Here is a 25,902-nt window from a genome sequence, read left to right as displayed (position 1 = left end):
ATCTTTTTACGCTACCGCGGAGCGCGCGGCGCTCCGCGGCTTGAGCGCCTACTCCTTGGTGCCGGCGTTCTTCAGCGCGGCGCCCAGGATGTCGCCCAGAGAAGCGCCGGAGTCGGACGAGCCGAACTGTTCGATGGCTTCCTGTTCGTCCTTCATTTCCAGCGCCTTGATCGACACCGAGACGCGGCGCGAGGCCTTGTCCACGGCGGTGATCATGGCGTCGACGCGGTCGCCGACGGCGAAGCGTTCCGGACGTTGCTCGTTGCGGTCGCGCGACAGGTCCGACTTGCGCACGAAGGCCGTGACCGGCGCGTCGTCTTCACCGAACTTGACCTCGATGCCGCCGGTCTCGATCGACGAGACGGTGACGGTGATCTGCTGGCCGCGACGATAGGTGTCGCCCTCGCCGATCGGATCGCCGCCGAGCTGCTTGATGCCCAGCGAAACGCGTTCCTTCTCGACGTCGACGTCCAGGACCTTGGCCTTGACCATCTCGCCCTTGCGGTAGCGCTGGATGGCTTCTTCACCCGAGACCGACCAGTCGAGGTCGGACAGGTGCACCATGCCGTCGATGTCGTTGTCCAGGCCGATGAACAGGCCGAACTCGGTGGCGTTCTTGACTTCGCCCTCGACGGTCGAACCGATCGGGTTGTTGGCGACGAAGGCGTCCCACGGATTGTCCTGAGCCTGCTTCAGGCCCAGCGAGATGCGGCGCTTGGAAGCGTCGACGTCCAGGACGACCACGTCCACTTCCTGAGAGGTGGAGACGATCTTGCCCGGATGGACGTTCTTCTTGGTCCAGGACATTTCCGAGACGTGCACCAGACCCTCGACCCCGGCTTCCAGCTCCACGAAGGCGCCGTAGTCGGTGATGTTGGTGATGCGGCCCGTGTACTTGGCGCCGACCGGATACTTGGCTTCCACGCCGTCCCAGGGGTCCGACTGCAGTTGCTTCATGCCCAGCGAGATACGTTGGGTGTCCGGGTTGATCTTGACGATCTGGACCTTGACGGTGTCGCCGACGGCGAGAACCTGCGACGGGTGCGAGACGCGCTTCCACGACATGTCGGTGACGTGCAGCAGGCCGTCGATGCCGCCCAGGTCCACGAACGCGCCGTAGTCGGTGATGTTCTTGACCACGCCTTCGCGGACTTCGCCCTCTTGCAGCTGGCCGACCAGCTCGGTGCGCTGTTCGGCGCGGGCTTCTTCCAGGATGGCGCGACGCGAGACGACGATGTTGCCGCGCGGACGGTCCATCTTCAGGATCTGGAACGGTTGTTCCTTGCCCATCAGCGGGCCGACGTCGCGCACCGGACGGATGTCCACCTGCGAGCCGGGCAGGAAGGCCGAGGCGCCGCCCAGGTCGACGGTGAAGCCGCCCTTGACGCGACCGACGATGGCGCCGTTGACCGGCTGGCCTTCGGCGAACACGACTTCCAGACGGGTCCAGGCTTCCTCGCGGCGGGCCTTGTCACGGCTGATGACGGCTTCGCCCAGGGCGTTCTCGACGCGCTCCAGGTAAACCTCGACGTTGTCGCCGACCTTCGGCAGCTTGGCGTCTTCGCCCTGGCCGAATTCGCGCATCGAGATGCGGCCTTCGGTCTTCAGGCCGACGTCGATGATGACGATGTCTTTTTCGATGCCGACGACGCGGCCGTGAACGACCTGGCCTTCGCCGAAGTCGCGACCCTGAAGCTGTTCGTCGAGCAGCGCCGAGAAGTCGTCGCGCGTGGGATTGAGAGTATCAGACATGAAGCTCTGGTGTTTCCGGTAGGGCTGTGGCGCGCGACCGAACGGCCCCGCGCGAGGTGGATGCCCCTCACACAGCAAAGCGCTGCGCCGAGGCGAGAGGAAAAGATAGGCAGGTCGTCAGGATGCGAGGCCGTTCAGAACGATCAAAACGCCCGCGGAAGCCGAGGATGGACGCGTTGGATTTGCAAGACCGGTCAGAGACCGTGTTTCGCGCGCGCCGCCTCGACGATACGGCGGGCCGCATCGAAGGCCGCCTCTATACCCATGTCGGTGGTATCCAGCAAGACCGCGTCTTCGGCCTGGACCATCGGCGCCGCGCCGCGACCGGCGTCGCGCTCGTCCCGGCGCTGAATGTCGGCCAGCATGTCGTCGAAGCCGATGTCGAAACCCCGCGCCGTCAACTGTTTCCAGCGGCGGTCGGCGCGGACCCGGGGCGTGGCGGTGACGAACAGTTTGGCCGGGGCGTCCGGGGCGATCACCGTGCCGATGTCGCGGCCGTCCAGCACGGCGCCCCCCGCCTGGGCCGCAAAGGCCTGTTGCAGGTCCAGCAGGGCGGCGCGCACGCCGGGATGGCCGGCGACACGGCTGGCCACCTCGCCCGCCTCGCCGGTGGTCAGGCGGGGATCGTCGGACACCTGAGCCGCGTCCAGGCCACGCGCCGCCTCGGTCGCCGCCGCCTCGTCGTCCAGTGAACCGCCGGCCTCCAGAAGTTTGACGCCCACGGCGCGGTACAGCAGGCCGGTGTCCAGATGCGGCAGGCCATAGGTCCGCGCCAGCCGCGCGGCGATGGTGCCCTTGCCCGAGGCGGCGGGGCCGTCGACGGCGATGATCAGCGACATCAGGCGGCGGAGTCCACGCGAACGGGGGCGAGGCGAAGGCCCAGGGCCTGCATCACCTTGAAAATGGTCGAAAGCTCGGGCCGCCCCTCCTCGCTGAGCGCCCGATAGAGGGCCGTGCGCGACAGGTCCGCGTCCCGCGCCATCTGGGTCATGCCCTTGGCCCGGGCGACGACGCCCAGGGCGTTGGTGATGATGCGCGGATCGCCGAGCTCGGCGGCGTCTTCGAACGAGGAGACCAGATACTCTTCCACCGCCTCGGGCGTGTTCAGGTAACGGGCGGGATCGAATTCGATCAGGGGCTCAGTCATTTCGATACTCCTCAGCCAGCCGTTTCGCCTCGACAATGTCGCGGTCCTGGCTCGACTTGTCGCCCCCAGCCAGCAGAATGACCCAGGCGTCGTTCTTCTTCGTCGCATACAGACGATAACCGGGTCCGTAGGCGATCCTCAGTTCGCTGACGCCCTCGCCCACCGGCTTCACATCGCCCCAATGACCGCCGGACAGTCGTTCGAGACGGGTCGTGATCCGAGCGACCGCCCTCTGGTCGCGAAGCCTGAGAAGCCAGCGATCGAAAACCGGCGTGAACGTCAGCCTTACGCCCATACTGTCGTCTATAGGCGACATTTAGTCAAGCGATCCGCCCGCCCAGGCCGTTCATCATCTCGACGAAGCCAGGGAAGCTGGTGGCGATCATGCCGGGTTCGTCGACCGAGACCGGCTGATCGGCGGCCAGGCCCAGGACCAGATGGCTCATGGCGATGCGGTGGTCGTGGGCGGTGTGGACGGTCCCGCCGCCCAGAACTCTGGGGGCGCCCGTGACGATGAAGCCCTCCGGCTCCTCCTCGACCTGGACGCCGCAGGCGCGCAGGCCCTCGACCATCAGCGAGATCCGGTCGCTTTCCTTGACCCGCATTTCGCCCACGCCGCGCATGACGGTGACGCCGTCGGCGAAGGCCGCCGTCGCGGCCAGGATTGGATATTCGTCGATCATCGAGGCGGCGCGCGCTTCCGGCACGACCACGCCCTTCAGGGCCGAATGACGGGCGGTGATGTCGCCGACGTCCTCGCCGCCGGCCTGACGCCGGTTCGATATGGTCAGGTCGGCGCCCATCTCGATCCAGGTGTCGAACAGGCCAGTGCGCAGGGGGTTCAGCATCACCCCCTCGACCGTCACCACCGAGCCCGGCACGATCAGACCCGCCGCCAGGGGGAAGGCGGCCGAGGACGGATCGCCCGGCACGGCGACGAAGGTTCCGGTCAGCGGCTGACCACCCTTCAGCGTGACCGTCCAGCCCTCGCCCATTTCTTCCACGCCGACCTCGGCGCCGAAGGCGCGCAGCATCCGTTCGGTGTGATCGCGACTCTTCTCCGGCTCCGTCACCGAGGTGACGCCCTGGGCGTTCAGGCCAGCCAGAAGTATGGCCGACTTCACCTGGGCCGAGGCCACCGTCTGCACATAGTTGATCGCCGTCAGCGTCCCGCCGGTCAGGGCGACCGGGAGCCGGTCCTCGGCCGCCTGCCAGTCGAACCGGGCGCCCATGTCGGCCAGCGGGCCGGTGACGCGCTTCATCGGCCGCTTCCGCAGCGAGGCGTCGCCGTCGAAGGTGGCCGTCAGCGGATAGCCGGCGGCCGCCCCCATCAGCAGCCGCACGCCGGTGCCGGCGTTGCCGCAATCGATCACCGTCAAAGGCGTTCTGAAGCCGCCCGCCCCCTCGATCCGCCATTTGCCGTCGCCGGTCCGCTGGACCTTGGCGCCGAAGGCTTCGACCGCGCGGGCGGTGGCCAGGACGTCGTCGCCTTCCAGCAAACCCTCGGCCTCGGTGACGCCGGCGGCCATGCCGCCCAGAATCATCGAGCGGTGTGACATCGACTTGTCGCCGGGCGCGCGAACCGTTCCGGCAAGGGCGTCAGAGCGTCTGGAAGTCAGTTGGGACGGCATAATCACCCGCTTCAGGCTGCGTTCGCGAAAGGGCCGCGCGGGCGGCGCGAAAGATGGCTTTTGACAGCGGCTCCTAGGGGTGGCAAGGGACCGCCCCGAATTCAACCCGTTGAAGGTTCCAAACGTGGCCAATCCCGAACTGGGCGCCAAACAGGTTTGCCCGAACTGCCAGGCTAAGTTCTACGACCTGAACCGCCGCCCCGCACACTGCCCCAAATGCGCGACCGACTTCGATCCCGAAGAGGCGCTGAAGCTGCGCAGCCGTCGCGTTCGTCCCGGCTATCCCGCCGACGACGAAGAGACCGAAGATCAGGTCAAGGACAAGAAGGCCGAGTCCGACGAGGACGAGGAAGAAGAGATCCGGGCTCCGGAGATCGACGAGGAAGGCCATGAGCCGATCCTGACGCCCGACGACGATGACGACGACGCCCCCGCTGACGCTTCCGAAGAAGCCGGCATGGGCGCCACCGACGGCGACGACGACCTGGCCGATGACGATGACGACTCCGTGCCGTTCATCGAAGACGACGACGATGACTCCATCGAGGACGAGATCGCCAAGCCGTCGCGCGACGACGACTGATCTTTCTTGTTGCGTCCGCCGCATTTCCCGCTAGGAACTGCGGCGGACGGTCGACTTCAGCTCCCTTTTGGTTTGAAATCGCTGTGTTTTTTCGCTTCCGGAACCGATGCGAAAATAAATGTCGAAACGGGCTTGATCGTAAAAAAGCTCTGACATAGGTTCCGCCGCCTCGCCGGGGGCCATCGCAAGATGAACCGGGCGGACCAGACCGCAAGGTCCGGGGCTTTAGCTCAGTTGGTAGAGCGCTTGCATGGCATGCAAGAGGTCAGCGGTTCGACTCCGCTAAGCTCCACCAGTTTCCAGAAGCCCGGCTGTGAAAACAGCCGGGCTTCGTTGCTTTCTGGAACCTGGGCCGTTCGCCGCGCGCTTGCGCCCTTATGACATCCCCCATCCAGGCCGGCCTCGAATCCCTCGACGACACCCAGATCGTTCGGGTGGCGGGCGCGAGCATCACTGTCGGCGGCCTGGTCAGCGCCCTGGTCATCCTGCTGGTCGCCCTGATCGTCGCGCGGCTGGTGACGCGCGCCCTGCGGCGGGTGCGCGAGCGTTCGGAACGCAGCCGCCAGGCCCTGTACCTGCTGGAGCGGCTGTCGGGTTACGCCGTCATCATCGTCGGGGTCATGTCGGCCCTGTCGGCGGCAGGGCTGAACCTGTCGTCGCTGGCGGTCTTCGCCGGCGCGGTGGGCATCGGCGTCGGTCTGGGCCTGCAGGGGGTGGTCAAGGAGTTCGTGTCCGGCCTGTTCCTGATCTTCGACCGGATGGTGTCGGTCGGGGACTATATCGAGATCGAGGACATCGGCATACGCGGCGCCATCATGGAGATCGGGCCGCGCGCGACGCGGGTGCGGACCAATGACAACGTCAATGTCCTGGTGCCGAACTCGCGCTTCATTGAGCAGCCGGTGACCAACTGGACGCTGAAGGGCGACACCCGGCGCATCCACATCCCCTTCGCCGTCGCCTATGGATCGGACCGGGGCAAGGTGCGCGAGGCGGTTCTGGCCTGCGCCCGGGCCAGCCCCTTCACCCTGCCCGAGACCGAGGCGCGCAAGAGCCAGGTCTGGCTGGTGGGGTTCGGCGACAAGGGGCTGGATTTCGAACTGCTGGTCTGGCCGACACGCGAGGCGGTCAAACGGCCGGCGGCCATGCACGCCGCCTACACCTGGCTGATCGCCGACGCCCTGGACGGCGCCCGGATCGAGGTGCCCTTCCCCCAGACCGACCTGCGGATCCGCAGCGCCTTCGGCCTGGAGGGCGACGACGCCCTGGGCCGGCTCGGCTATGGCCGGGGCGCCCGCCCGGCGACGGCGGCGACCGTCACGCCCCAGGCCCAGCCCTCTGTCTCCGCTTCGGGCGCCAGCAACGACGCCGCCGAGGACCTGATGATGGCCGAAGACGAGGACGGCCCCCTGGAACCGGCGCCAGGCCTGCCGCCGGGACGGACGGGGGGTTAAACCCCAGCCCCGTCACCCTCGGGCTCGTCCCGAGGGTGACGGATTTAATACTGGGCCTTGGCCCTCAGCCGGTAGGCGTGAAGCAACGGCTCGGTATAGCCGTTCGGCTGGGCCGCGCCCTCGAACACCAGGGCCCGGGCGGCCTGGTAGGCCAGGCTGGCGGCGGGATCGGGGGCCATGGGGCGATAGAGCGGGTCCCCGGCGTTCTGGGCGTCGACCTTGGCCGCCATCCGCAGGAAGGCCGCATCCACCTGATCGGGGGTGCAGACGCCGTGCAGCAGCCAGTTGGCGATATGCTGCGAACTGATCCTCAGGGTCGCCCGGTCCTCCATCAGACCGATGTCGTGGATGTCGGGCACCTTGGAACAGCCGACGCCCTGATCGATCCAGCGGACGACATAGCCGAGAATGCCCTGGGCGTTGTTGTCCAGCTCGGCTGCGACCTCGTCCTCGGACCAGTTGATCCCGTTGGTCAGAGGCGGGGTCAGCAAGGCGTCCAGACCCGGCGTCGGGCGGTTCGCCACCTCGGCCTGGACGGCGAAGACGTCCACCGCGTGATAGTGAAGCGCGTGCAGGGTGGCGGCGGTCGGCGACGGTGTCCAGGCGGTGTTGGCGCCGGTCCTGGGGTGGGCGATCTTCTGCTCCAGCATGTCGGCCATCCGGTCGGGCGCGGCCCACATGCCCTTGCCGATCTGGGCCTTGCCCGACAGGCCGCACTTCAGGCCGATGGCGACGTTGCGCGCCTCATAGGCGGTGATCCAGGCGCTGGACTTGATGTCGGCCTTTCGCACCACCGGCCCGGCCTGCATGGCGGTGTGGATCTCGTCGCCGGTGCGGTCCAGGAAGCCGGTGTTGATGAAGACGATCCGGTCCTTCACCGCATGGATGCAGGCCGCCAGATTGGCCGAGGTGCGGCGTTCCTCGTCCATCACCCCGACCTTGATCGTGTGGCGCGGCAGGGCCAGCAGGTCCTCGACCGCGTCGAACAGCCGGTCGGTGAAGCCCGCCTCATCCGGCCCGTGCATCTTCGGCTTGACGATATAGACCGATCCCGTCGCGCTGTTGCCGAAGGCCCCGAGCCCCTTGATATCGTACAGCGCGATCAGGCTGGTGACGACGGCGTCCATGATCCCCTCGGGCGCGTCCGATCCGTCGGTTAAACGGACGGCGGGGTTGGTCATGAGATGGCCGACGTTGCGCACGAACAGCAGGCTGCGGCCCTTCAGGGTCACGTCGCCGCCGTGGGGCGCGGTCCAGCGCCGGTCGGGCTCCAACGCGCGGGTCAGTGTCTCGCCGCCCTTCTTGAAGGTGGCGGCCAAGTCGCCGCGCATCAGGCCCAGCCAGTTGCGATAGGCCTCGGCCTTGTCAGCGGCGTCCACAGCCGCAACCGAGTCTTCCAGATCGACAATGGTGGTCAGGGCGGATTCCAGCACGACGTCGGCCAGCCCCGCCGGATCACCGCGGCCCACTGGATGGGACGGGTCGATCACCAGTTCGATATGCAGGCCGTTGTGCGCCAGCAGGATGGAGGCCGGCGAGGCCGGGTCTCCGGTGAAACCGACGAACTGGGCCGGATCCTGCAGGGCGGGAACCAGGGCGCCGTCGACCACCGACCAGCCGGCGACATCGGCGTGCGTCCCCTCGCCCAGGGGCGCCGCCTCATCCAGAAACGCCTTGGCGCGGGCCACGACCCGGGCGCCGCGCGCCGCGTCATAGCCGCCGCCGGTCGGCAGGTCGCCCAGCGCATCTGTGCCGTAGAGGGCGTCGTACAGGCTGCCCCACCGGGCGTTGGCGGCGTTCAGCAGAAAGCGGGCGTTCAGCACCGGCACGACCAGCTGCGGCCCGGCCATGCGGGCGATCTCGGCGTCTACGCCGCTCGTGCCGATGGAGAAGGGAGCCGGCTCCTCGACCAGATAGCCGATCTCGCGCAGGAAGGTCTGGGACGCGGCGACGTCATAGGGCTGGCCCCTGCGGGCGGCGTGCCAGGCGTCGATCCGGGCCTGAAGATCGTCGCGCCGGGCCAGCAGGGCGCGGTTCTCCGGTGCGAACCGGGCGAAGACCTCCGCCGCGCCGGACCAGAAGTCCGCCGGGTCCAGTCCCAGGCCCGGCAATACGTCCTGTTCGATCAGGGCCGCGAGCTCGGCCGCGACCTTCAATCCGGCGCGATCTTCATAGGACGTCATGGCGGCCTTTCTCCGGCGCGACGCCGGGCCTGTAACAATGCGTGATCACGCTAAGCCGAGCGTGCAGGGCTTCGCAAGGGTCACGTTGCGTCAGGCGCTTCGCTTTTCGTCTAGCGCTTGCGGCACGCGCATGGGGCGTCATGATCCGACCATGAGTCTGTTTCGCACCCTGCGCCTGTACGGCGTCCTGTTTTCCAGCCTGGGTGTGGTGATCCTGGTCGCCCTGCTGATCCCGGCCGGTGAAAGCGCTTTGACCCGGATGGCCTATGGCTGGATCGCGGGGGTCGCAGTCTTTATCGCCGCCACCCTGACCCGTATGGCCCTGGTCCAGGACGCCAACGCCATTCGCAGGCGCGCGGCGGCCCTGGACCAGACCGGCGGCGCCGTGCTGCCTCTCAGCCTGCTGGCGGCGGTGGCCAGTATCGTGGTGGTCGTCGGCGAGGCGGTGCAGGCCGGCGGCTCGCCGATCCTTGGTCTGCTGGCCCTGGGGACCGTGACCCTGTCCTGGACCTTCATCCACCTGATCTTCACCCTGCACTACGCCCACGCCTTCTATCAGCACGGCGACCACGGCAAGGACCGGGGCGGCCTGATCTTCCCCGGCGAAACCGAGCCCGACTATTGGGACTTTCTGCATTTCGCCCTGATCATCGGGGTGGCGTCCCAGACGGCAGACGTCCAGATCGCCGATCGGGGCATCCGTCGGCTGTCGACCGTGCACAGCCTGACCGCCTTTGTTTTCAACACGGTGATCCTGGCCCTGGCGGTGAATCTGGCGGTCGGATTGGTGGGCGTTTCGTAGAATTCCCGGATCGCCCGGTCAGAAAGGCTTAACCGCGTCCGTGAACGGGACCGCAAGCGACTGGGGCGTAAGGCTGTGTGTACGGACGACCTCCCGTCCGGATCGCAAGAAGCGTCTCGCCCATGCTGTTTCTTCTGAACGACGTCGTGTTCGACCTGGACGAGGCCTGTCCGGTCACGCCCGCCGACGCGCGCCGGTTCGAGAAGCTGGGCTTCGACTATGTGCTGGAACTGGGCTGCGAACTGTTCGCCGAGGATCCGCTGCTGCACCGCAACGATCCGGGCCGCGCGCGCCGTCTGGCCTGGCTGATCGCCGAGCGCAGCCCCGAGGTCAACGCCGCCCTGTTCGCCGCGCCGACAGCCGCCTGCAATCCCGACCTGGTCGAGCCGCGCTTCTGCACCCTGCCCGACGTGGTGATGAGGCAGTTGCAGGAAAAGGGCCGCCGGCTGGACGCGATCGCGGCGGATCGCGCCGTGTGGAACCGTCTGGCCGCCTGACCGTCTCCGCTCATCGTCTGAGGCGGATCCCCAGACGCCTGTTTATTCCGTGAAGCGACCGGTCAAACGGCCGCGCCAAATGTCGTCGCGCCTTCAGAACGCCGTGAACAAGGCGTGGACGACGGCCGCGGCGGCGAAGATGAAGCCGAAGCCGATCACCAGTCCGAAAGCGGGGTGCAGCCTGTGCGGGCGCTCGAATTTCGAACGGTCGAGACCGACGGCGCGGTCCTCAGGATGGATAACAGCCATCGTCATTTCCTTTCCCTATGGTCCCGGATCGATCCGGGAGAGAAGCGCCGGGCTCTGACGGCCTGATCGTCTTCTCAGACCCGACAATGACTCCAATAGCCCCTTATGGCGAGGGGTTATTTGATGTGGCGCAAATCGCGCGCAGAGAGCAGAATTCTTCGCGCGACATGCACACGGCTCTTTACGATTCCGCACAACCTTTGCGACAAATCGAAGGTCGGGGGAGACGGGACTAGTCAGTCCCGTTCGGCGGGGACGAGGAGCAGGCCATGAAGATATCCGGACTGGGCGCCGTATTGGCGGTCGCCTTAGCGGCGCTGACTCTGACGGCGACAACGGCGCGTGCGGATTGGCTGAAGGCGGAAAGCGAACGCTTCATCGTCTATAGCGAGGGCAGCGAGCGTTCGCTCAGGGAGTATGTCCAGAAGCTGGAAACCTTCGACCGGGTCATGCGCTATCGGTCAGGCTTTCCGATGAACGAGGCGCCGGCCCGCAAACTGCCCATCTATCTGGTGAACTCCAGGTCCGGTCTGCTGCGAGTGCACCCCTCCACCCCACAGAATGTGGTCGGCACCTATTTCCCGACATCCGAAGACATATTCGCGGTGGCCATCCGCGGCGAGAACGACGAAATCCTGCTCCATGAATACGTCCACCATTTCATGTTGGGCAGCATGCCGGCCGCCTATCCCGGCTGGTTCGTCGAAGGTTTCGCCGAATACTACATGACCGCCGACATCGACGGCGGCAAGATTCAGGTGGGCGGCTATAGCGAAAACCGGGCCTATTGGCTGTTCAACGGCAGTTGGATCCCACTGGAGATGCTGCTGCGGTCGCGGCCGGCGGAGATTACGCGCAGCAGCTATCGCGAAACCTATTATCCGGTCGCCTGGTTGCTGACCCATTGGTTCTTCAGCGATCCCGCGCGTCTTCAGCAGTTGAGCGCCTATCTGACCTCAGTCGGCAACGGCGGCGATCCTGTGGAGGCCATGGAGACCGCAACCGGCATGACCATGGGCGAGTTGCGCACCGCCCTGCGTCGATATCTGAACCAAAGATCGCTGGTCGTGCGGGTCATCACGGGCGACTTCCCGCCTGCGGACATAACCGTAACCCGCCTGCCCCGTTCGGCGAACGACCTGCTGCTGATCAACCAGAGACTGAAAATCGGCGTGGAGGACGAGGATCGGGCCGCCCTGGGGCAGGAGGTGGCGAGCATCGCCGCCCGCCACGGCGACGACCCGCTCGCCTTGCTGGCCGCCGGTCACGCCGGCATGCATTTCGGCGACCGCCCGGCTGGAGAACGCGCTCTGCAACGGCTGATCGAGCTAGAGCCCGACAACGTCGAGGCCTTGCAGTTCCTGGCCCAGGAACGCCTGCGTCGCGCGCGCGACGTCGAGGACGCCGCCGAGAGCATGGCGCTGAAGCGCGAGGCGAGAACCTATCTGGGCCGCGCCTATGCCGCCGCCAACAACGACTATCGGACGCTGATGCTGATCGGCGAGATGCGTAGTGGCGAGCCCGGCTATCCCAATGAGAACGACATGCTGACGCTGGGCCTCGCCTTTGACCGGGCGCCGCAACTGGCCGAGGTCCGCCTGAGCTACGCCGCCGTCTTGATCGAAACCGAAGAAAAGGAAGAGGCGGTCAGGCTGCTTAAACCCCTGGCGAATAATCCGCACGGCGACGGCGCGGCGGACATGGCGGCGCGGATGATCGCCGCGCTCGAGGGCGGGGAGCCATCGCCCACGCTGGAGGAGCCGCTTGACGGCGCGACAGCCTCCCAGCCCGAGTCTCCATCGGAAGACAGCCCTGAATCGCCTCCGGCGCCCGCCAGCGAGTGACTTTCACGCCCGGGCGCGCTAGTCGCGCGCCATGACACTGACACTGCCCGAGGAAGCGGCCAAGTCTTCAAGGACTCTCGCCGCCGAAGCGGCGAGGCGCCGGACCTTCGCCATCATCGCCCACCCGGATGCGGGCAAGACGACCCTGACCGAGCATATCCTGCTGGCCGGCGGCGCCATTCGCGCGGCCGGCGCCGTGCGGGCGCGGGGCGAGAACCGGCGGACCCGGTCCGACTGGATGAAGATCGAGAAGGAGCGCGGGATTTCCGTCAGCGCCTCGGTCATGACGTTCGAGCACGACGGCAAGATGTTCAACCTGCTCGACACGCCGGGGCACGAGGACTTCTCCGAAGACACCTATCGCACCCTGACCGCCGCCGACTGCGCCATCATGGTGCTGGACGCCGCCAAGGGGATCGAGCCGCAGACGCTGAAGCTGTTCGAGGTCTGCCGCCTGCGCGACATCCCGATCATCACCTTCATCAACAAGCTGGACCGCGAGGCCCAGGATCCGATGACCCTGCTGGACGACATCGCGTCCCGGCTGCAACTGGACCCGGCGCCCATCTGGTGGCCGGCCGAGAGCGGCAATCGTCTGCGCGGCATGGTCGAGGTCGGGACCGGCCGGTTCCAGCCCTATACCCGCAAGATCGCCGGTTCGGCCGAGGATCCCGAACACCCCGCAGCCCTGCCCCTGGACCAGGCGGCCCAGTATTTCGAGGCGGGCGAGCAGGACGCCCTGGCCGAGGCCGTCGAACTGGTCGAGGGCGGCTATCCGGCCTTTGACCGTCAGGCCTTCCTGGAGGGCCATATGACCCCGGTCCTGTGGGGTTCGGCCCTGCGCCACTTCGGCATCGACGAACTGCTGAAGGCCATCGGCGACTGGGCCCCGGCGCCCAAGGTGATGAAGGCCAGGAAGGAATCCCCGCCCGAGACCCGCAACGCCCCCGCCCCCGTCGATACGGTGGTCGAGCCCGGCGCCGACGAGGTCACCGGCTTCGTCTTCAAGGTCCAGGCCAATATGGACCCCAACCACCGCGACCGGATCGCCATGTTCCGCATGGCCTCGGGCGCCTTCAAGCGCGGCATGAAGCTGAAGGTCCAGAACACCGGCAAGTCCCTGTCGGTCAATGCCCCGATCATGTTCTTCGCCAGTGACCGCGAACTGGCCGACGACGCCTTCGCCGGCGACGTGATCGGGATCCCGAACCACGGCGTGCTGCGCGTCGGCGACAGCCTGTCGGAAAGCGGGGTGGTCCGGTTCGCCGGCCTGCCGAACTTCGCGCCGGAAATCCTGCAACGGGTGCGGGTCAAGGACCCGCTGAAGGCCAAACACCTGAAGAAGGCGCTGGAGGGCCTGGCCGAAGAGGGCGTGACCCAGCTGTTCCGCCCGGAGATCGGGGCCGACTTCATCGTCGGCGCCGTGGGCCAGCTGCAGTTCGAGGTCATGGCCGACCGCCTGGGCGAGGAATACGGCCTGGACGTCCTCTTCGAGCCGTCCCCCTACGCCGAGGCGCGCTGGGTCACTCCAGCTTCGGGGGGAACCGACGCGGACATCGAGGACTTCAGCGGCAAATACCGCCCCCAGATGGCCCGCGACATCGACCAGGCCCCGGTCTTCCTGGCCAAGTCCAGCTGGGAGACCGGCTATGTCGGCGAACGCTTTCCCAAGGTGGCCTTCACCAAGACCAAGGAGCGGGGTTAACCCCGCGCCATCGCGTCTTCGATGATCTTGGTCGCCTTGTCCGGACCCAGGCCATAGGCGACGGCGGTGCGGAACTTGCCGTCCGGGCCCATCAGATAGACGGTCAGCGAGTGGTTCATCGTGTAACCCTCGCCCTCGCCGACCTTCTCGTAATAGGCGCGATAGGCCTTGGCCGCCTGGGCGACCTGTTCCGGCGTGCCCGTCAGGCCGATGGTCCCCCTGGGGAAGCCGTCTGAGGACAGATAGTCCTTCAGCTGCCGGGGCGTGTCGCGTTCGGGGTCGATGCTGACGAAGACGATCTGGAGGTCGTCGGCCTTGTCGCCCAGCCGCTGCTGCACCGCCGCCAGTTCGGCCAGGGTGGTGGGGCAGAATTCGGGGCAGTAGGTGAAGCCGAAGAAGACCAGGCTCCATTTGCCGTTCAGCATCGTCTGATCGACGGGCGCCCCGTCCTGGTTCACCAGCTGGAAGTCGCCGCCGACCAGGGGCTGGCCAGTGGAGGAGACCTCGCCAGCCGCCGGGCCACGGCCTGACACCACCACCACGGTGACGATGGCCAGGGCGGCGGCGATGGCGATACAGGCGCCTGCGAACAGCAGGATGGAACGACGCGGCATGACGACCTCTGACGAAAACCTCAGACCCGGTCTATAGAAGGCCCGTGACCTCGACAGAAGACCGCATCGCGCCGCATGCGCCCCCGGCCCCTTCAGAGGGGAGTCTGTCCGGCGCTTCCTTGGCCGACGCCGGCCTGTCCGAAGCGGGTTGGCGCGAGGCGCCGCGGCGGGGGCGCGGCTTTTCGCTGCGGACCCTGATCGTCCTGCGCTGGCTGACGATCCTGGGCCAGAGCGTGGCCATATTGACGGCGTCGCAGGGCCTGCACTTCCCCCTGCCCTTGTGGCCCTGCCTGATCGTCATCGCCGTCAGCGCGGCGGTCAATGTCGGGGCCATGGCGCGGGTGCGGCGGCTGGAGGCCAGCCTGCCGGACGGGCGAACCACGGCCGTCCATCTGGGGTTCGACATCTTCCAGCTGGGCCTGCTGCTGGGCCTGACCGGCGGGCTGGAGAACCCCTTCTGCCTGCTGCTGGTGGCGCCGGTGACGATCGCCGCGGCGGCCCTGCCCGCCCGCCAGGCCCTTTTGCTGGGCCTGCTGGCCCTGATCGCGGTCGGGGTGCTGTTCTTCTGGTCCGAGCCCCTGCCCTGGCGCGCCCACGAGAACTTCCACCTGCCCCTGCTCTATCGGCTCGGCATGGCCATGGCCCTGGTGACCGGGGTGGTGTTCACCGCCGGCTACGCCTGGCGGGTGGCGGCCGACGCCGAGAAGCTGGAACTGGCCCTGGCCACGACCCAGGACGTGCTGCAGCGCGAGCAGAGGCTGGCGGCCCTGGGCGGGCTGGCGGCGGCGGCGGCTCACGAACTGGGCACGCCGCTGGCGACCATCCAGGTGGTGGCCAAGGAGCTTCAGCGCGCCTCGGCCCCTGACAGCGACGCGGCCGAGGACGCCGCCCTGATCCTGCAACAGGCCGAGCGGTGCCGGGGCATACTGACCCAGCTGTCGCAACAGCCCGAGGGCGACGACGCCCTGTACGCCGATGTGGCGCTGAAGGCCCTGCTGGAAGAGGTGGTGGAGCCGCACCGGGGGTTCGATCTGAACTTCGAGGTTCTGGTCAAGACCCCGCCCGGCCAGCCCGCCCCGCGCGTGCGCCGGATGCCCGAGGTGGTCCACGGCCTGTCGACCCTGGTCGAGAACGCCGCCGATTTCGCCGCCTCCACCGTGCGGGTCCAGGCCCTGGTCGACGCCGGCTGGATCGAGATCGCCATCCTGGACGACGGCCCCGGCTTCGCCGGCGACATCCTGCCCCGGCTGGGCGAGCCCTATGTGACCAGCCGCCCCCAGGGCAAGGCGCGCCTGGCCCTGGCCGCCCAGATCGCCGCCGCCACGTCCCGGCGGCGCAACACCGGGGCCGAGACGCCCATCGCCCCCAGCCAGGGCGGCATGGGTCTGGGCTTCTTCATCGCCCGCACCCTGCTGGAGCGGACCGGGGGCGTGGTCAGCGTCGGCCAGGGTCTGCCGCGGCCCGAAGTCCCCTCCGACGCCCGCAGCCCTGCGCGCGGCGCCCGCGTGGCGGTGCGGTGGGCGCGCCCGGCCCTGGAGGTGGCGGCCTGAAAGGGTCCAGTCCCGCCCAACCTGCGTATTGGGTCGAAGAGTCGCAGGGTTGAACCTTGGCCTTGACCCCGACCCGCCCCGCCCCGACTTGAACCGGCAGGAGAGACCCATGCCCGAGATAGACGCCCGTATCGCCGCCCTGCCCGACAAGTCCCTGCTGCTGCTGGACGACGACCAGGCCCTGCGCACCCGAATGGGGCGGGCGCTGGAGGCGCGCGGCTTCGAGGTGACGACCGCCGAGTCCGTCGCCGAGGCCACCCGGTTGCTGCGCGACAAGGCCCCGGCCTTCGCCGTGCTGGACATGCGGCTGGAGGACGGCAACGGCCTGAAGGTCGTCGAGGCGGTGCGCGACCGGCGCGCAGACGCCCGTATCGTCATGCTGACCGGATACGGCGCCATCGCCACGGCCGTGGCCGCAGTCAAGGCCGGGGCCGTCGACTATCTGTCCAAGCCCGCCGACGCCGACGACGTGGTCAAGGCCCTGCTGGCCACGGCCGACGAGGCGCCCGAGCCGCCGGACAATCCGATGAGCGCCGACCGGGTGCGCTGGGAACATATCCAGCGCGTCTATGAACTGTGCGACCACAATGTCTCGGAGACCGCGCGTCGCCTGGGCATGCACCGCCGCACCCTGCAACGCATCCTGGCCAAGCGCGCCCCGCGCTGAACCGGGCGGCCGCCCCGCCCCCGACCTGAGCTGATCCACGGGTGGCCGCAAAATTGCGTCACGCCGGACCAGCTTCTCGCTTTGGGACGGATCAGGCATGGCCGTGCAACACACCGATTTCGCCCTGCATCTGGCCGAGGTCCGCCCCGGCCTGTGGAACTGGCGCGTGCTGGGCGATGACGGCGAAGCGGCCGTGACCGGCGACACGACCACGAAAGAGACCGCCTACCAACAGGGCGAACTGTTCCGCCGCTACCTGTGCCGTTTCAGTGCGGAACGCGGCGCCGCTGGCCGTTCGGCCAGGCTGCGCTCGGCGCCTCGGCGCTGATCCTCAAGACGCGGGCGGGCGCCTGAAGCGGGTTGGGGGGATCGAACCCCGACATTCAGCCTGATATCGGGCGACATCGACCGTCCGCCTCAAAATCGGCGTTTCAGGGTCAGTTGAACCGTGCGTCCCAGCGGATCCTGATCATCCCGTCCATAGCCGGGCGCAGGGCGTCCGTCACCCAGGCGCGCCTTGGGGCGGGCGTCGAACAGGTTGGCGATCTCCAGCTCCACTTGAAGACCGACGCCGCGCCGCGTCCCCTCATCCCGACCGGCGATGGCGCGCTCGAACTTGCGCGTCAGCTTGAGATTGACGGCGCTGAACGGCGCAATGCGCAGATCGTCCGGGCCGTCGCGTCCGAACTCCCGCCTGAAGCGATATCCGTCCCGCCAGCGGGCGCCGATGTTGACGCCCCATCGCCCTCGCCGCGCATCGATCGACAGGCCCAGAGACTGACGCGACACGCCCCCCCCGTCGCCGGCCAGCCGGTCCAGCTCCGGCAAGGCCTCATGGATCGTCGTCCGGTTCGTCAATCGCCAGCTGTGGTTCAGCGTCACGCGCAGCACGCCCCGCCGTGCGCCCTCGCCCCCCAGCGGCACGTTGGCCGTCAGACTGCTGCTCAGGCTTTCGCTCAGCGCCGAGCGGATGTTGAGGGGCCGCTGGTCGATGCTGACCAGCCGGCCCGAGGCGTCCCGCTGGAACCGCTCCGGAAAGGCCGCCTCCAACTGGGGCGTCGGCGCCGGCAGGGCGCCGATGTCGTCCACCGCCTCCGCCCGTTCGAAATTCACGCCGCCCTGCAGCGCCAGGGCGGTGAAGGGACCGGCCGCCGCCGACAGCATCAGGTGGTCGGAGCGGGGCGGGCGAAGGCCGGGATCGCCGCCCAGGATCGGCAGCACCTCGACCGACTCCCCTCTGACGAAATCAAACACCACGACGGGTTCGCCATAATACTCGGGCTCGAAGCGCTGGAGGTCGGGGACGGTGCGCCGGGCGCTGGAAAGGCTGGCGTTGAACCTCAAGGCAGACATCGGCGTCCACGACAGGGCGGCGTTCAGCCCCTCGCCCCGGCCGGAATCGCTCTCGCTCAGGTCGGCGCCCAGGGTCATCAGCAGATCGCCCCACAGGCCGTCGTCCCCGTCGCCCGATCGCCGCGCCAGGGGCATCGACACCCCGCCGTTCAGGCCGAGCGTTCGCCCGGTCGAGGTTTGGTCCCCCTGCGGACGTTCGACGACCGAGCGGGCGCGCGACGCCTGCCCCGACAGGTTGACGTTCACCGGGCCGGCGGGCAGGTCGAGCAGGGGACGGCCCAGCGCCAGGTTGGCCGAGATCGACTGCTGTTCGGACTGGGACGGCGAAAGGCCCGACTGCTCGCCCCGCGACCACAGGCTGCTCAGCATGACCTGGGTCGACCAGCCGGCCAGTGCGCCGTTCAGCCCGCCCGTCAGGCTGAGGCCCTGATGGCTTCGCCGGCTCTCGGCCGCCTCCCCGTCGCGCACCGAGACAGTCCGGCTCTCCTGAGCCCGCGCGTTGGCTCTCAGACTGGCGGACCAGTCGCCGAACGCCCCGGTCTGGACCAGGTCGGCGGCGTAGTTTTCGGAGGCCGGCCGCAGGGTGGCCGCATCGCCCCCCGGCGCCGGATCCCGCGTCAGGTCGCGCTCGCCCGCGCGCAGGGCCGTCGTCCGGTCCGCCTTCAGGCCCAACTGGCGCGTGCGGGTCTCGATGATGGAGGACCGCCGCAGGTCCAGCGCGGCGCGCGACGTCCCGCCGGCGGTGGGGCGGTTCAGTTCGGCCCGGCCGTCGCGGCTGGCGAAACGGCGCTGCAGCACGATGTTGACCACCCGACGCGCGGGATCGCCCGCGCCGTACAGGCCCGCCGCCTCGGGCGGCAGCACCTCGATCCGCACCAGGGCGTCGGGCGGAAAGCCGGAGAAGACGCCGGGGTCGGCCATGCGCCGGCCGTTGACGACGATCATCGGCGCCTCGCCCAGAGCGTAGTCTTCGCTGAGACGCCGGATCGCCTCGCCGATGTCATAGGCGCCCAGGGCGTCGATCTGGGCCCCGTCCAGCTCCCGCTCGGGGGCGACCAGGGCGCGTCCTCGCTGGGCCAGAACCTCGACATCGTCCAGCACGACGGGCGGGATCGCGTCCGGGGCCGCCGACTGCGGCGCAAGCCCGGCGGCCGAAAAGGTCAGGAGAACGAACGCCAGACCAGCCACGTCGAGGTCCTCTTCTGCGCCGCCCGGGGTTCCCGTGCGTTGTCCGAATCGGACGCCGTCAGGGCCAAGCCTCATCAGTTGGAGAGGGAGAAGCAAGGCGCGACGAGGGACGCGCGCCTTGCTTCAAGTCGGACGTCAGCCTTTTAGGGCAGGGTGACGATGTTGACCGCTGCGCCGTTGGAGTCACGGGTCAGGGTCAGGCTGCCGGAGGCGCGGCAGATGGCGGGGCTGCCGAAATACGCACCGTCGAAGGTGGCGGTGTTGCCGGCATAGGCCATCTTATAGTTCGTGGCGTTGCACGGACCGCCACGGGTACCAACTTTGAACTGATCCAGGTTGATCTGGTTGGCGGCCGAGGCCGTCACCTTGATCGGGAATTCCAGCGAATCGCCGCAGGCGAGATTGCCGCCGTCGCCGGGGGCCTGAACGCCATCGTAGTCGTCAAAGACGATGCTTTTGCCGTCTGCGGCCACCGTACCGTAGATGCTGACGTTGCAGGTCGTTTGGATGACGCCCGGATAAGAAACGTTCTGGATCAGTTGGCCGCTGGCGGTGACGGCCTGACCGGCCTGGTTGAAACCCAGGGTCTGGGCCGAAGCGGCCGAGGCGCCGGCCATCAGGGCCAGGGAGGCGACGGCGGCCGCAGCCGCCTTGTACAGATGTGTCATGGTCGAAGTCCTTTTCTAGGGTTGATAGAAAACGCACTTTCCATTTGGAGCTCCATCGCCGTTTGGCGACAAATCAACCTTAGATTTAGATTGCGACAATCAGGCTTCATCTTGATGAAATCGAATAGACTACATTCAATACATAAAATTGGACACGACGAGGCGCCGGACTGCTGAGAAGTCCGACGCCAAAATCAATTCACAGTGAAGCTTTTCCTCAGAACGATTTCTTGACCGATACTCCTATGATCCGCGGGTCGAGGGTGAAGACGTTGGTGGCGTTGCCCAGGTCGTCGGGCCCGGTGAAGCCGTCGGTGATGGGGGTGTCGTCAAGGACGTTCTTCACATAGGCCTGGACCACCAGGTCGGAGGTCCGGTTGGTCAGGGTCATCGACAGGTTGGCGTTTCCCCAACCCTCCAGCCGGTCGTACGGCCGCAGATTATAGACCCGCATCCAGCTGTCCGCCTGGCGGTAGTAGTCGCCTCGCAGCATCAGGTCCCAGCCGGCCGGCAGCTCGATCCGGTACTGGGCGCCGATGTTGAAGGTCCAGCGTGGGGCGTTGGGCAGTTCATTGCCCGACAGGTCGGCCGAGAAGCCCCGCCCGCCGTTAGGGGCGTCGAACGGATTGTAGGACAGCGGCTCCAGAGCCTGCCATGCATCGGTCCAGCCGTCGGCGTAGTTGTACTGCGATCCCGACCCGGGCACCCAGCTATTGATCAACTGGCGGTCCGGGCAGAGCGTCCGGAGAGAAAGACTCCCCAGCAGGTTCGGGAACGTCGTACCGACCTCATCATTCCGGTTGATGAGGCGACCGACGACGTCCGCCGGGACGATGCAGGTCGAAGGGCTGCCCGGCCAGGGTTTGATGACCACCCAGTCGGGATTGCCCTGGGTGCGGTTCATGACATCGACGGATTCCTCGCCGTCGCCGATGCGCGTTCTCAGCAGTCCCACGGTGGCGTCGAGGCGAAAGTTCCGGGTCGGCGCCCAGGCGGTCTCGAACTCCGCGCCCCAGATGTGGGCGTCGAAATTCTCGTTGTGGATCGCCCGCTCGATCAGCTGGGCGACCTGATAGTCCCGGTAGTCGTAGAAGAAGCCGGTGGCGTTGAACACCAGCCTGCCGCCCGCGAGGCTGTTCTTCGTGCCGATCTCATAGGCATTGACGAACTCGGGATCGTATCGGGACGGCAGGCTGGGCACATTGACCAGATTGGGATTGTAGTCCCGGTCGCGCGGATTGCCGCCGCCGCCCTTGTAGCCCCGCGAGAAGGAGGCATAGATCAGGGTGTCGTTGGTGAACGACAGGTCCGGCTTCCAGTCGATGGCCGCCCGACCGGTCCATTCGCCCCAGTGCATCTCCTCATCCGGATAGCGGGGATAGCCACGCCCAACTAGGCCGGTGGCATCGGGTTTGTAGACGTGGGGCGTCGACGCCAGCAACTGCGTCGGCACGGGGGTGATGGTCTTGGTGTCGTCGGTGAAGCGCAGGCCCAGGGTCAGCCGCAGGTCGTCACGCACGCTCCAGTAGCCTTCGCCGAACACGGCCCAGGACTCGGTCTGGCTGATGCTGGTGCTGCGGATGTAGTTGTGGCCGTCTCCGCCCTGACCGTTGATGATGTCGTTCAGGGGCGTGTTGTCGATATAGGCGCAGGTATGAGGATCCAGCGTCCCTGCGTCGACGCCCGCCTGGCCCTGGGGCGTAAGATTGCAGTACCGGTCGAAGTTTCCTGAGCTGACGGGTGTGATTCCGTTCTGCTGGACCGCCATCATGGAAAAGATGTTCGAGAAGATCCAGTAGTTTTCTTCCGTCTTGTACCTCAACCAGTTGGCGCCGAGGTTGAAGTTGAACGGCCCATCCCAGTCGGACTGCAAGCGGAATTCCTGCGACCATTGGGTGCTTTCGGCCTGGCTCAGGTCCAGGGCCATGAAACGGTCGGTGGCGCCCAGTTGCGGATCCAGGAAGACGCCGCCGGAGGGGATCCCGCAGTCGGGCAGCGGCCCGCAGATACCCTGACCGGTCCAGGCCATGGAGTAGACCGTCCCCACCTCGGCCGAGGATTCGCCGATCCACGGCGCCCAGGTCGGGGCGACCGTCCGGGGCAGGCCATGAACCAGGCCCGGGGTCTCATACCGGTACATCTGGCCCGTGGCGTAGGTGCGGAAAAAGTCCTGGAAGCCAGAGTAGGAATCCTCCATGTACAGCGTCTGGGAATGCAGGGTTAGGCCCGGCGTCAGGTCCCATTCCAGATTGAGCTGGAAGATGTCGTTCTCGGCCTGGAACTTCGGATCGTATCCCGTCGAGATGGTGCGCAGGTCAGGTGACTGACGATTGCCCTCGACGCCGAACGGGTCGACATACAGCGGCAACAGATAGGTCCCGTCCCAACCGTTGGATGCAGAGCTGGCATATCCCCTCGGCGGGCGGCCGCCGCCGGTCCAGACCGGGTTCACGAACACGCCGGTGAAGCTGATGATGGCGGCGGTCAGCGGGAAGCCGCGACCGTCCGGCACGCCAAAAGCCTTGTCATCATAAAGCGATGACGGCGTGCAGCCGGCGGTCAGGGTCGTGCTGCTCCAGTAGGAGAAGATTGGCGTAGTTTGGGCCGTGCCGTCCGGAGCCGTCCAGGCCAGGCTCTCCGGCGTTTCCCCACGCGTGCACAGCATCTTGCCGGTGCGGGCGCGGTCATCATCCTCGCGGAACCGCTCCCACAGGAAGTTGGCGCGGAAGTTCTCGGTCGGTTCCCACAGCACGCCCACGCGCGTCGACCACAGGTCGCGGCCGTTGACGTTCTGGTCGGTGACGGTGTTGTAATCGAAGCCGTCTCGCTGGGTCACGGCGAAGGCGCCGCGGACCGCCAGGGTGTCGCCCACCGGAATGTTGATCATGCCCCTGGCGCGACGGCTGTCGTGGTTGCCGACCTCCCACTGGGCGTCCATCGAGAACTGCTCCAGTTCGGGCAGGTTGGGGAGCAGATTCACGACCCCGGCGGTGGCGTTGCGGCCGTACAGGGTGCCCTGCGGCCCGCGCAGCACCTCGAGCCGCTGGACGTCGAAATACTCCTGCTCGAACAGGCGGTTTCTGAGCAGGGCGGTGTTGTTGAACGACACGGCCACGCCCGGATCGGCGGTGGTGGCCAGCACCTTGGCCCCGATGCCGCGGATGGAGAAATTATAGCCGGTGAAATTGTCCTTGGAGAAGTTGACGTTGGGCACCACGCGCAGCAGTTCGGCCCCGCCCTCGATCTTGCGCTCGTCCAGCTGTTCGGCCGAGAAGGCCGAGACCGCCACCGGCACGTCGATGATCCGCTCTTCCATCCGCCGCGCCGTGACGACGATGTCCTCCAGCGCCGCGACGTCGGGGCGCGCCTGTTGCGGCGCCGACAGGGCGGCGGGCGCGGTCGTCTGACGCCGCCGCACCGGCTCGTCGGCGGCCGGCGCGATCACATAGGCCCCGTTCACATCGCGCCGCCAGCCCAGTCCGGTGCCGCGCAGCAAGGTGGTCAAGGCCTGTTCGACGGTGCCGGCGCCGGAGACGGCGGCGCTGCGGCGGCCGTTCAGCCGCACGCCGGCGGCGATGACCACGGCGTCGGTCTGTTCCGACAGCGCCTGGACAGCCGCGCCGAGCGGCTGGGCCGGAATGGTGATGGCGCGACCCTGTGCGGACGCGCCCGACGCCGCCTGCGCCGCAGCGGGCGTCGTCGCCAGACCCGCCGCAAGCACGGCGGCGGTCGAAGCCAGGAACAAGCCCTTCAGGCTCGAACAATGAGATTTCATGAAGTCCCCCGTGTGAAATCCCGCGTTGGAACGCGGGGCGGGCGCTTCCCTTTGGGCGCGCCTCACCTACACAGGACAGCGGACCAAGACCGGCGTTTCAGGCCGGCGCAAGATTTCACAAAAACTTCGCCTTACGCCCCCCGCTTGCGGCCGATGACCATGCGTCCGGCGGCGTCGCGTCTCACGCTCAGACCCTTGCCTTGCGCCAGGGCGGTCAGGGCGATCTCCATCTGGTCGAAGCGGAAGGCCACTGTGACCGGCAGGTCGGCCAGACTGGGATCCTCCAGGACCACGCCAGCCGGATGATAGCGGTTCAGGCTTTCCACCACCTGCCCCAGGGGCGCGTCGCGGAAGGCCGCGCGCTGGTCGCGCCAGCGCCCCGCGCTCGCCGGGTCGAAGGTCTGGACGGCGAGCGATCCGTCGGGGCGCACGGTGGCGGCCTCTCCCGGCGTCAGGATGGCGACGCTTTCGGCCGACGCGGCCCTGACCCGTCCTCGGGACACCGCGACATGGGCGCCCCGGCTGCCGCGATTCACCTCAAAGGCCGTGCCGATGACGGTGACGGTCAGATCACCGGCCGCGACCGTGAACGGACGCTGGGGCGCCGCCGCGACGTCGAAGAAGGCGTCGCCTTCCAGAAGTTCGACCTTGCGCCTGTCGTCTTCCATTCGGACGCGCAGGATCGATCGACCGCCCAGGGTCACGCGGCTGCCGTCGGAGAGGACGATGCGGCGGATTTCCGCCGGGCCAGTCGCGGTTTCCACGGTTCTGACCCAAAGCGCCGCCATGACCTGGCGATGCAGATCAGGTCCGATCATGACGGCGCCGAGCATGGCCGCGGCGACGGCCGCCGGCGCGCCCCAGCGTTTCCAGCGCCCTGAACGGGTCTCGCGACGGGGCAGCCGCCGTCGATCCGGCGTCGCCACGGGTTCCGCCGGCAAGACGGCCGCGTTCAGGGCCTCGGACCAGTCCAGATCCGCCCAAAGCCCGCGGGCTTCAGCGAAGGCGTCGGCATGCGCCGGCTGGGCCTCCAGCCACGTCGTCAGCGCCCGCCGCCGTTCGGCCGGCAGAGGCGCGCCGCTGTTCAACTCCGACAGCCAGTCGAAGGCGGCGTCCATCACCTCATCGGGCGCCTCATCGGGGAAGACGGGCGCGGTCAACGCACGCTCCTGTCCAGTTCGGCGGTCATGCGCGCCTTGAGTGTGGAGAGGGCGCGCGAAATCCGGCGGCTGATGTCCGCCTGAGACCGACCGGTCCGCTTCGAAATCTCATCGTAGGTCATGCCTTCAATCCGGCTCATAACAAGCAGGCTGCGCTCCTCTTCGGGCAGGTCAAGGATCGCCTGATTCAATCGCCTGTGCCTTTCCCTCTCCAGAAGGACACTTTCGGGGGTTCGTTCTTCCAGGATCGGAAGCAGGGGCGCCTGCGTCTCCTGATCGAGCGTGCGTTGCGCCACGGCCGCGTGGCGCATCTGGTTCAGGACCAGGTTTCGCGCCATGACCAACAGGAAGGCGCGAGGATTGCCGACCGAGCGGCGGTCCGGCAAGCCGCCGAAGCGCAGGAAGGCGGTCTGGATCGCGTCCTCCAGCCCGTCGTGATCGACGCCGAAACGCCGGCGCAAGGCCTTCAGCAGATCAGCATGATATCTGCGGTGCAGGCTGTCCATCATGCTACGCCACTCGGTGTGATCCGATCTGAAGGCTAGTCCTCGTCGAGCCGAACCCGAGCGCCGCCTTCGATAGGGACGAAGCATGAAGGTTGGATGACGCCCTGCTTCAGCGACCGCCCGGGCGCCCTCGAGAGGCGATCCCTCAGAAGCGCGTCCATCTCCGCCGAACAGAATCGGAACGCGTTGCGTCCGCAGGGCGGACGAAGCGGGGAATTCTTCGCAAAACCACTGGCGCGCTCGCGGATGAGCCGATCGGCGAGCGCTGACAAGGTATTGAAAACTGGAGCGGGCGATGGGAATCGAACCCACGACATTCAGCTTGGGAAGCTGACGTTCTACCTCTGAACTACGCCCGCGCGACGTCTTCCTTAGACGGAGGTCTGGCGCGGCTCAAGGCGGCGGGGCAAGGTCTTGTCGGGGAGGATGGGAAATGCGGCGAGGAAACGACGGCGGCGGCCTGGGCGGCCTCGGCTTCGGCTGTCTTGCAGCCACGATATTGGCGGGCGTGGCGGCGGCGGCGCTGTGGGTGATCTTCGCCTGGGGCGTCAATCAGGCCTGAGCGCCGCCGCCC

23 protein-coding genes and 2 tRNA genes are annotated in these 25,902 nt (G+C 67.5%); 11 read left to right on the top strand and 14 right to left on the bottom strand.

Going from position 1 to position 25,902, the window contains the following annotated elements; all coding sequences use genetic code 11:
* Positions 1 to 48: 48 nt before the first annotated feature.
* The 5 genes from rpsA to aroA form a co-directional block, all read right to left on the bottom strand.
* Positions 49 to 1,752, bottom strand: a complete 1,704-nt coding sequence (gene rpsA / locus AC07NC_RS15430; protein WP_426026486.1) for a 30S ribosomal protein S1 — start codon at positions 1,750 to 1,752, stop codon at positions 49 to 51.
* A gap of 194 nt (positions 1,753 to 1,946) precedes the next feature.
* A complete protein-coding gene (gene cmk, locus AC07NC_RS15425) occupies positions 1,947 to 2,591 on the bottom strand; it encodes a (d)CMP kinase (protein ID WP_492071582.1) in 645 nt (214 codons plus the stop codon).
* Positions 2,591 to 2,899: an addiction module antidote protein gene (locus AC07NC_RS15420; protein ID WP_008262856.1), complete on the bottom strand. Its 309-nt coding sequence runs from the start codon at positions 2,897 to 2,899 to the stop codon at positions 2,591 to 2,593. The genes cmk and AC07NC_RS15420 overlap by 1 nt, the downstream gene beginning before the upstream one ends.
* Positions 2,892 to 3,215 (bottom strand): type II toxin-antitoxin system RelE/ParE family toxin, encoded by a 324-nt coding sequence (locus tag AC07NC_RS15415; RefSeq protein WP_494570050.1) that lies wholly within the window; start codon positions 3,213 to 3,215, stop codon positions 2,892 to 2,894. The genes AC07NC_RS15420 and AC07NC_RS15415 overlap by 8 nt, the downstream gene beginning before the upstream one ends.
* 4 nt (positions 3,216 to 3,219) lie before the next feature.
* The gene (aroA, locus tag AC07NC_RS15410; RefSeq protein ID WP_494570049.1) at positions 3,220 to 4,530 is read right to left on the bottom strand and encodes a 3-phosphoshikimate 1-carboxyvinyltransferase; all 1,311 of its coding nucleotides are present in this window, start codon (positions 4,528 to 4,530) and stop codon (positions 3,220 to 3,222) included.
* Positions 4,531 to 4,654: 124 nt separating this feature from the next.
* Between aroA and AC07NC_RS15405 the strand changes: the two genes are divergently transcribed.
* The 3 genes from AC07NC_RS15405 (at position 4,655) to AC07NC_RS15395 (ending at position 6,567) form a co-directional block, all read left to right on the top strand.
* A complete protein-coding gene (locus AC07NC_RS15405; protein ID WP_008261678.1) occupies positions 4,655 to 5,113 on the top strand; it encodes a TIGR02300 family protein in 459 nt (152 codons plus the stop codon).
* A gap of 219 nt (positions 5,114 to 5,332) precedes the next feature.
* Positions 5,333 to 5,408, top strand: a tRNA-Ala gene (locus AC07NC_RS15400).
* 82 nt (positions 5,409 to 5,490) lie between these two features.
* Positions 5,491 to 6,567 (top strand): mechanosensitive ion channel family protein, encoded by a 1,077-nt coding sequence (locus AC07NC_RS15395; protein ID WP_494570048.1) that lies wholly within the window; start codon positions 5,491 to 5,493, stop codon positions 6,565 to 6,567.
* 44 nt (positions 6,568 to 6,611) lie between these two features.
* On the opposite strand, the gene AC07NC_RS15390 is transcribed toward AC07NC_RS15395, so the two are convergent.
* Positions 6,612 to 8,750, bottom strand: a complete 2,139-nt coding sequence (locus tag AC07NC_RS15390) for a malate synthase G (RefSeq protein ID WP_494570047.1) — start codon at positions 8,748 to 8,750, stop codon at positions 6,612 to 6,614.
* A gap of 151 nt (positions 8,751 to 8,901) precedes the next feature.
* Between AC07NC_RS15390 and AC07NC_RS15385 the strand changes: the two genes are divergently transcribed.
* Positions 8,902 to 9,552 carry a DUF1345 domain-containing protein gene (locus AC07NC_RS15385; protein WP_154725798.1) on the top strand — a complete coding sequence of 217 codons (651 nt, stop codon included), beginning with the start codon at positions 8,902 to 8,904 and terminating at the stop codon, positions 9,550 to 9,552.
* Positions 9,553 to 9,674: 122 nt separating this feature from the next.
* The gene (locus AC07NC_RS15380) at positions 9,675 to 10,049 is read left to right on the top strand and encodes a hypothetical protein (RefSeq protein ID WP_008262635.1); all 375 of its coding nucleotides are present in this window, start codon (positions 9,675 to 9,677) and stop codon (positions 10,047 to 10,049) included.
* A gap of 93 nt (positions 10,050 to 10,142) precedes the next feature.
* Here AC07NC_RS15380 and AC07NC_RS15375 read toward each other — a convergent pair whose 3' ends face one another.
* The gene (locus AC07NC_RS15375; RefSeq protein ID WP_164952699.1) at positions 10,143 to 10,298 is read right to left on the bottom strand and encodes a hypothetical protein; all 156 of its coding nucleotides are present in this window, start codon (positions 10,296 to 10,298) and stop codon (positions 10,143 to 10,145) included.
* 269 nt (positions 10,299 to 10,567) lie between these two features.
* Here AC07NC_RS15375 and AC07NC_RS15370 point away from each other — a divergent pair, with 269 nt between their 5' ends.
* Positions 10,568 to 12,142: a tetratricopeptide repeat protein gene (locus AC07NC_RS15370; RefSeq protein ID WP_494570046.1), complete on the top strand. Its 1,575-nt coding sequence runs from the start codon at positions 10,568 to 10,570 to the stop codon at positions 12,140 to 12,142.
* A 31-nt stretch (positions 12,143 to 12,173) separates the two neighbouring features.
* Complete coding sequence (locus AC07NC_RS15365) at positions 12,174 to 13,847, top strand: peptide chain release factor 3 (protein ID WP_494570045.1); 1,674 nt, start codon at positions 12,174 to 12,176, stop codon at positions 13,845 to 13,847.
* On the opposite strand, the gene AC07NC_RS15360 is transcribed toward AC07NC_RS15365, so the two are convergent.
* A complete protein-coding gene (locus AC07NC_RS15360) occupies positions 13,844 to 14,461 on the bottom strand; it encodes an SCO family protein (RefSeq protein WP_494570044.1) in 618 nt (205 codons plus the stop codon). The genes AC07NC_RS15365 and AC07NC_RS15360 overlap by 4 nt on opposite strands.
* A gap of 44 nt (positions 14,462 to 14,505) precedes the next feature.
* On the opposite strand from AC07NC_RS15360, the gene AC07NC_RS15355 reads away from it, so the two are divergent.
* The 3 genes from AC07NC_RS15355 (at position 14,506) to AC07NC_RS15345 (ending at position 17,006) form a co-directional block, all read left to right on the top strand.
* Positions 14,506 to 16,011, top strand: coding sequence for an ActS/PrrB/RegB family redox-sensitive histidine kinase (locus AC07NC_RS15355; protein ID WP_494570043.1), 1,506 nt, complete (start codon positions 14,506 to 14,508; stop codon positions 16,009 to 16,011).
* 109 nt (positions 16,012 to 16,120) lie between these two features.
* Positions 16,121 to 16,678, top strand: a complete 558-nt coding sequence (locus AC07NC_RS15350) for an ActR/PrrA/RegA family redox response regulator transcription factor (RefSeq protein ID WP_035307519.1) — start codon at positions 16,121 to 16,123, stop codon at positions 16,676 to 16,678.
* Positions 16,679 to 16,775: 97 nt separating this feature from the next.
* Positions 16,776 to 17,006, top strand: a complete 231-nt coding sequence (locus tag AC07NC_RS15345; protein ID WP_494570042.1) for a hypothetical protein — start codon at positions 16,776 to 16,778, stop codon at positions 17,004 to 17,006.
* Between the two features lie 89 nt (positions 17,007 to 17,095).
* On the opposite strand, the gene AC07NC_RS15340 is transcribed toward AC07NC_RS15345, so the two are convergent.
* The 6 genes from AC07NC_RS15340 to AC07NC_RS15315 form a co-directional block, all read right to left on the bottom strand.
* Entirely contained in the window at positions 17,096 to 19,219 is a 2,124-nt protein-coding gene (locus AC07NC_RS15340; protein ID WP_494570041.1) for a TonB-dependent receptor, read from the bottom strand.
* 143 nt (positions 19,220 to 19,362) lie between these two features.
* Positions 19,363 to 19,887, bottom strand: a complete 525-nt coding sequence (locus tag AC07NC_RS15335; protein ID WP_008262642.1) for a PraA/PraB family alkane oxidation protein activator — start codon at positions 19,885 to 19,887, stop codon at positions 19,363 to 19,365.
* A gap of 217 nt (positions 19,888 to 20,104) precedes the next feature.
* Positions 20,105 to 23,662, bottom strand: coding sequence for a TonB-dependent receptor (locus AC07NC_RS15330; protein ID WP_494570040.1), 3,558 nt, complete (start codon positions 23,660 to 23,662; stop codon positions 20,105 to 20,107).
* Between the two features lie 131 nt (positions 23,663 to 23,793).
* Positions 23,794 to 24,822: a FecR family protein gene (locus AC07NC_RS15325; RefSeq protein ID WP_494570039.1), complete on the bottom strand. Its 1,029-nt coding sequence runs from the start codon at positions 24,820 to 24,822 to the stop codon at positions 23,794 to 23,796.
* Positions 24,819 to 25,331 carry an RNA polymerase sigma factor gene (locus AC07NC_RS15320; protein WP_494570038.1) on the bottom strand — a complete coding sequence of 171 codons (513 nt, stop codon included), beginning with the start codon at positions 25,329 to 25,331 and terminating at the stop codon, positions 24,819 to 24,821. The genes AC07NC_RS15325 and AC07NC_RS15320 overlap by 4 nt, the downstream gene beginning before the upstream one ends.
* A gap of 281 nt (positions 25,332 to 25,612) precedes the next feature.
* Positions 25,613 to 25,687 (bottom strand) — tRNA-Gly (locus AC07NC_RS15315).
* A 74-nt stretch (positions 25,688 to 25,761) separates the two neighbouring features.
* Here AC07NC_RS15315 and AC07NC_RS15310 point away from each other — a divergent pair.
* On the top strand, positions 25,762 to 25,890 hold the full coding sequence (locus AC07NC_RS15310; protein ID WP_008259175.1) for a hypothetical protein: 129 nt from the start codon (positions 25,762 to 25,764) through the stop codon (positions 25,888 to 25,890).
* The last annotated feature ends 12 nt before the right edge of the window (positions 25,891 to 25,902 follow it).

The organism is Brevundimonas sp. GW821-FHT10A07 (assembly GCF_059415785.1).
This window is presented reverse-complemented; position numbering and strand designations above follow the sequence as displayed.

Bases quoted from the DNA above. Each gene is read 5' to 3' on its own strand.
- rpsA (WP_426026486.1), bottom strand. From the start codon at position 1,752: ATGTCTGATACTCTCAATCCCACGCGCGACGACTTCTCGGCGCTGCTC.
- cmk (WP_492071582.1), bottom strand. From the start codon at position 2,591: ATGTCGCTGATCATCGCCGTCGACGGCCCCGCCGCCTCGGGCAAGGGC.
- AC07NC_RS15420 (WP_008262856.1), bottom strand. From the start codon at position 2,899: ATGACTGAGCCCCTGATCGAATTCGATCCCGCCCGTTACCTGAACACG.
- AC07NC_RS15415 (WP_494570050.1), bottom strand. From the start codon at position 3,215: ATGTCGCCTATAGACGACAGTATGGGCGTAAGGCTGACGTTCACGCCG.
- aroA (WP_494570049.1), bottom strand. From the start codon at position 4,530: ATGCCGTCCCAACTGACTTCCAGACGCTCTGACGCCCTTGCCGGAACG.
- AC07NC_RS15395 (WP_494570048.1), top strand. From the start codon at position 5,491: ATGACATCCCCCATCCAGGCCGGCCTCGAATCCCTCGACGACACCCAG.
- AC07NC_RS15390 (WP_494570047.1), bottom strand. From the start codon at position 8,750: ATGACGTCCTATGAAGATCGCGCCGGATTGAAGGTCGCGGCCGAGCTC.
- AC07NC_RS15385 (WP_154725798.1), top strand. From the start codon at position 8,902: ATGAGTCTGTTTCGCACCCTGCGCCTGTACGGCGTCCTGTTTTCCAGC.
- AC07NC_RS15380 (WP_008262635.1), top strand. From the start codon at position 9,675: ATGCTGTTTCTTCTGAACGACGTCGTGTTCGACCTGGACGAGGCCTGT.
- AC07NC_RS15375 (WP_164952699.1), bottom strand. From the start codon at position 10,298: ATGGCTGTTATCCATCCTGAGGACCGCGCCGTCGGTCTCGACCGTTCG.
- AC07NC_RS15370 (WP_494570046.1), top strand. From the start codon at position 10,568: ATGAAGATATCCGGACTGGGCGCCGTATTGGCGGTCGCCTTAGCGGCG.
- AC07NC_RS15365 (WP_494570045.1), top strand. From the start codon at position 12,174: ATGACACTGACACTGCCCGAGGAAGCGGCCAAGTCTTCAAGGACTCTC.
- AC07NC_RS15360 (WP_494570044.1), bottom strand. From the start codon at position 14,461: ATGCCGCGTCGTTCCATCCTGCTGTTCGCAGGCGCCTGTATCGCCATC.
- AC07NC_RS15350 (WP_035307519.1), top strand. From the start codon at position 16,121: ATGCCCGAGATAGACGCCCGTATCGCCGCCCTGCCCGACAAGTCCCTG.
- AC07NC_RS15345 (WP_494570042.1), top strand. From the start codon at position 16,776: ATGGCCGTGCAACACACCGATTTCGCCCTGCATCTGGCCGAGGTCCGC.
- AC07NC_RS15335 (WP_008262642.1), bottom strand. From the start codon at position 19,887: ATGACACATCTGTACAAGGCGGCTGCGGCCGCCGTCGCCTCCCTGGCC.
- AC07NC_RS15330 (WP_494570040.1), bottom strand. From the start codon at position 23,662: ATGAAATCTCATTGTTCGAGCCTGAAGGGCTTGTTCCTGGCTTCGACC.
- AC07NC_RS15320 (WP_494570038.1), bottom strand. From the start codon at position 25,331: ATGATGGACAGCCTGCACCGCAGATATCATGCTGATCTGCTGAAGGCC.
- AC07NC_RS15310 (WP_008259175.1), top strand. From the start codon at position 25,762: ATGCGGCGAGGAAACGACGGCGGCGGCCTGGGCGGCCTCGGCTTCGGC.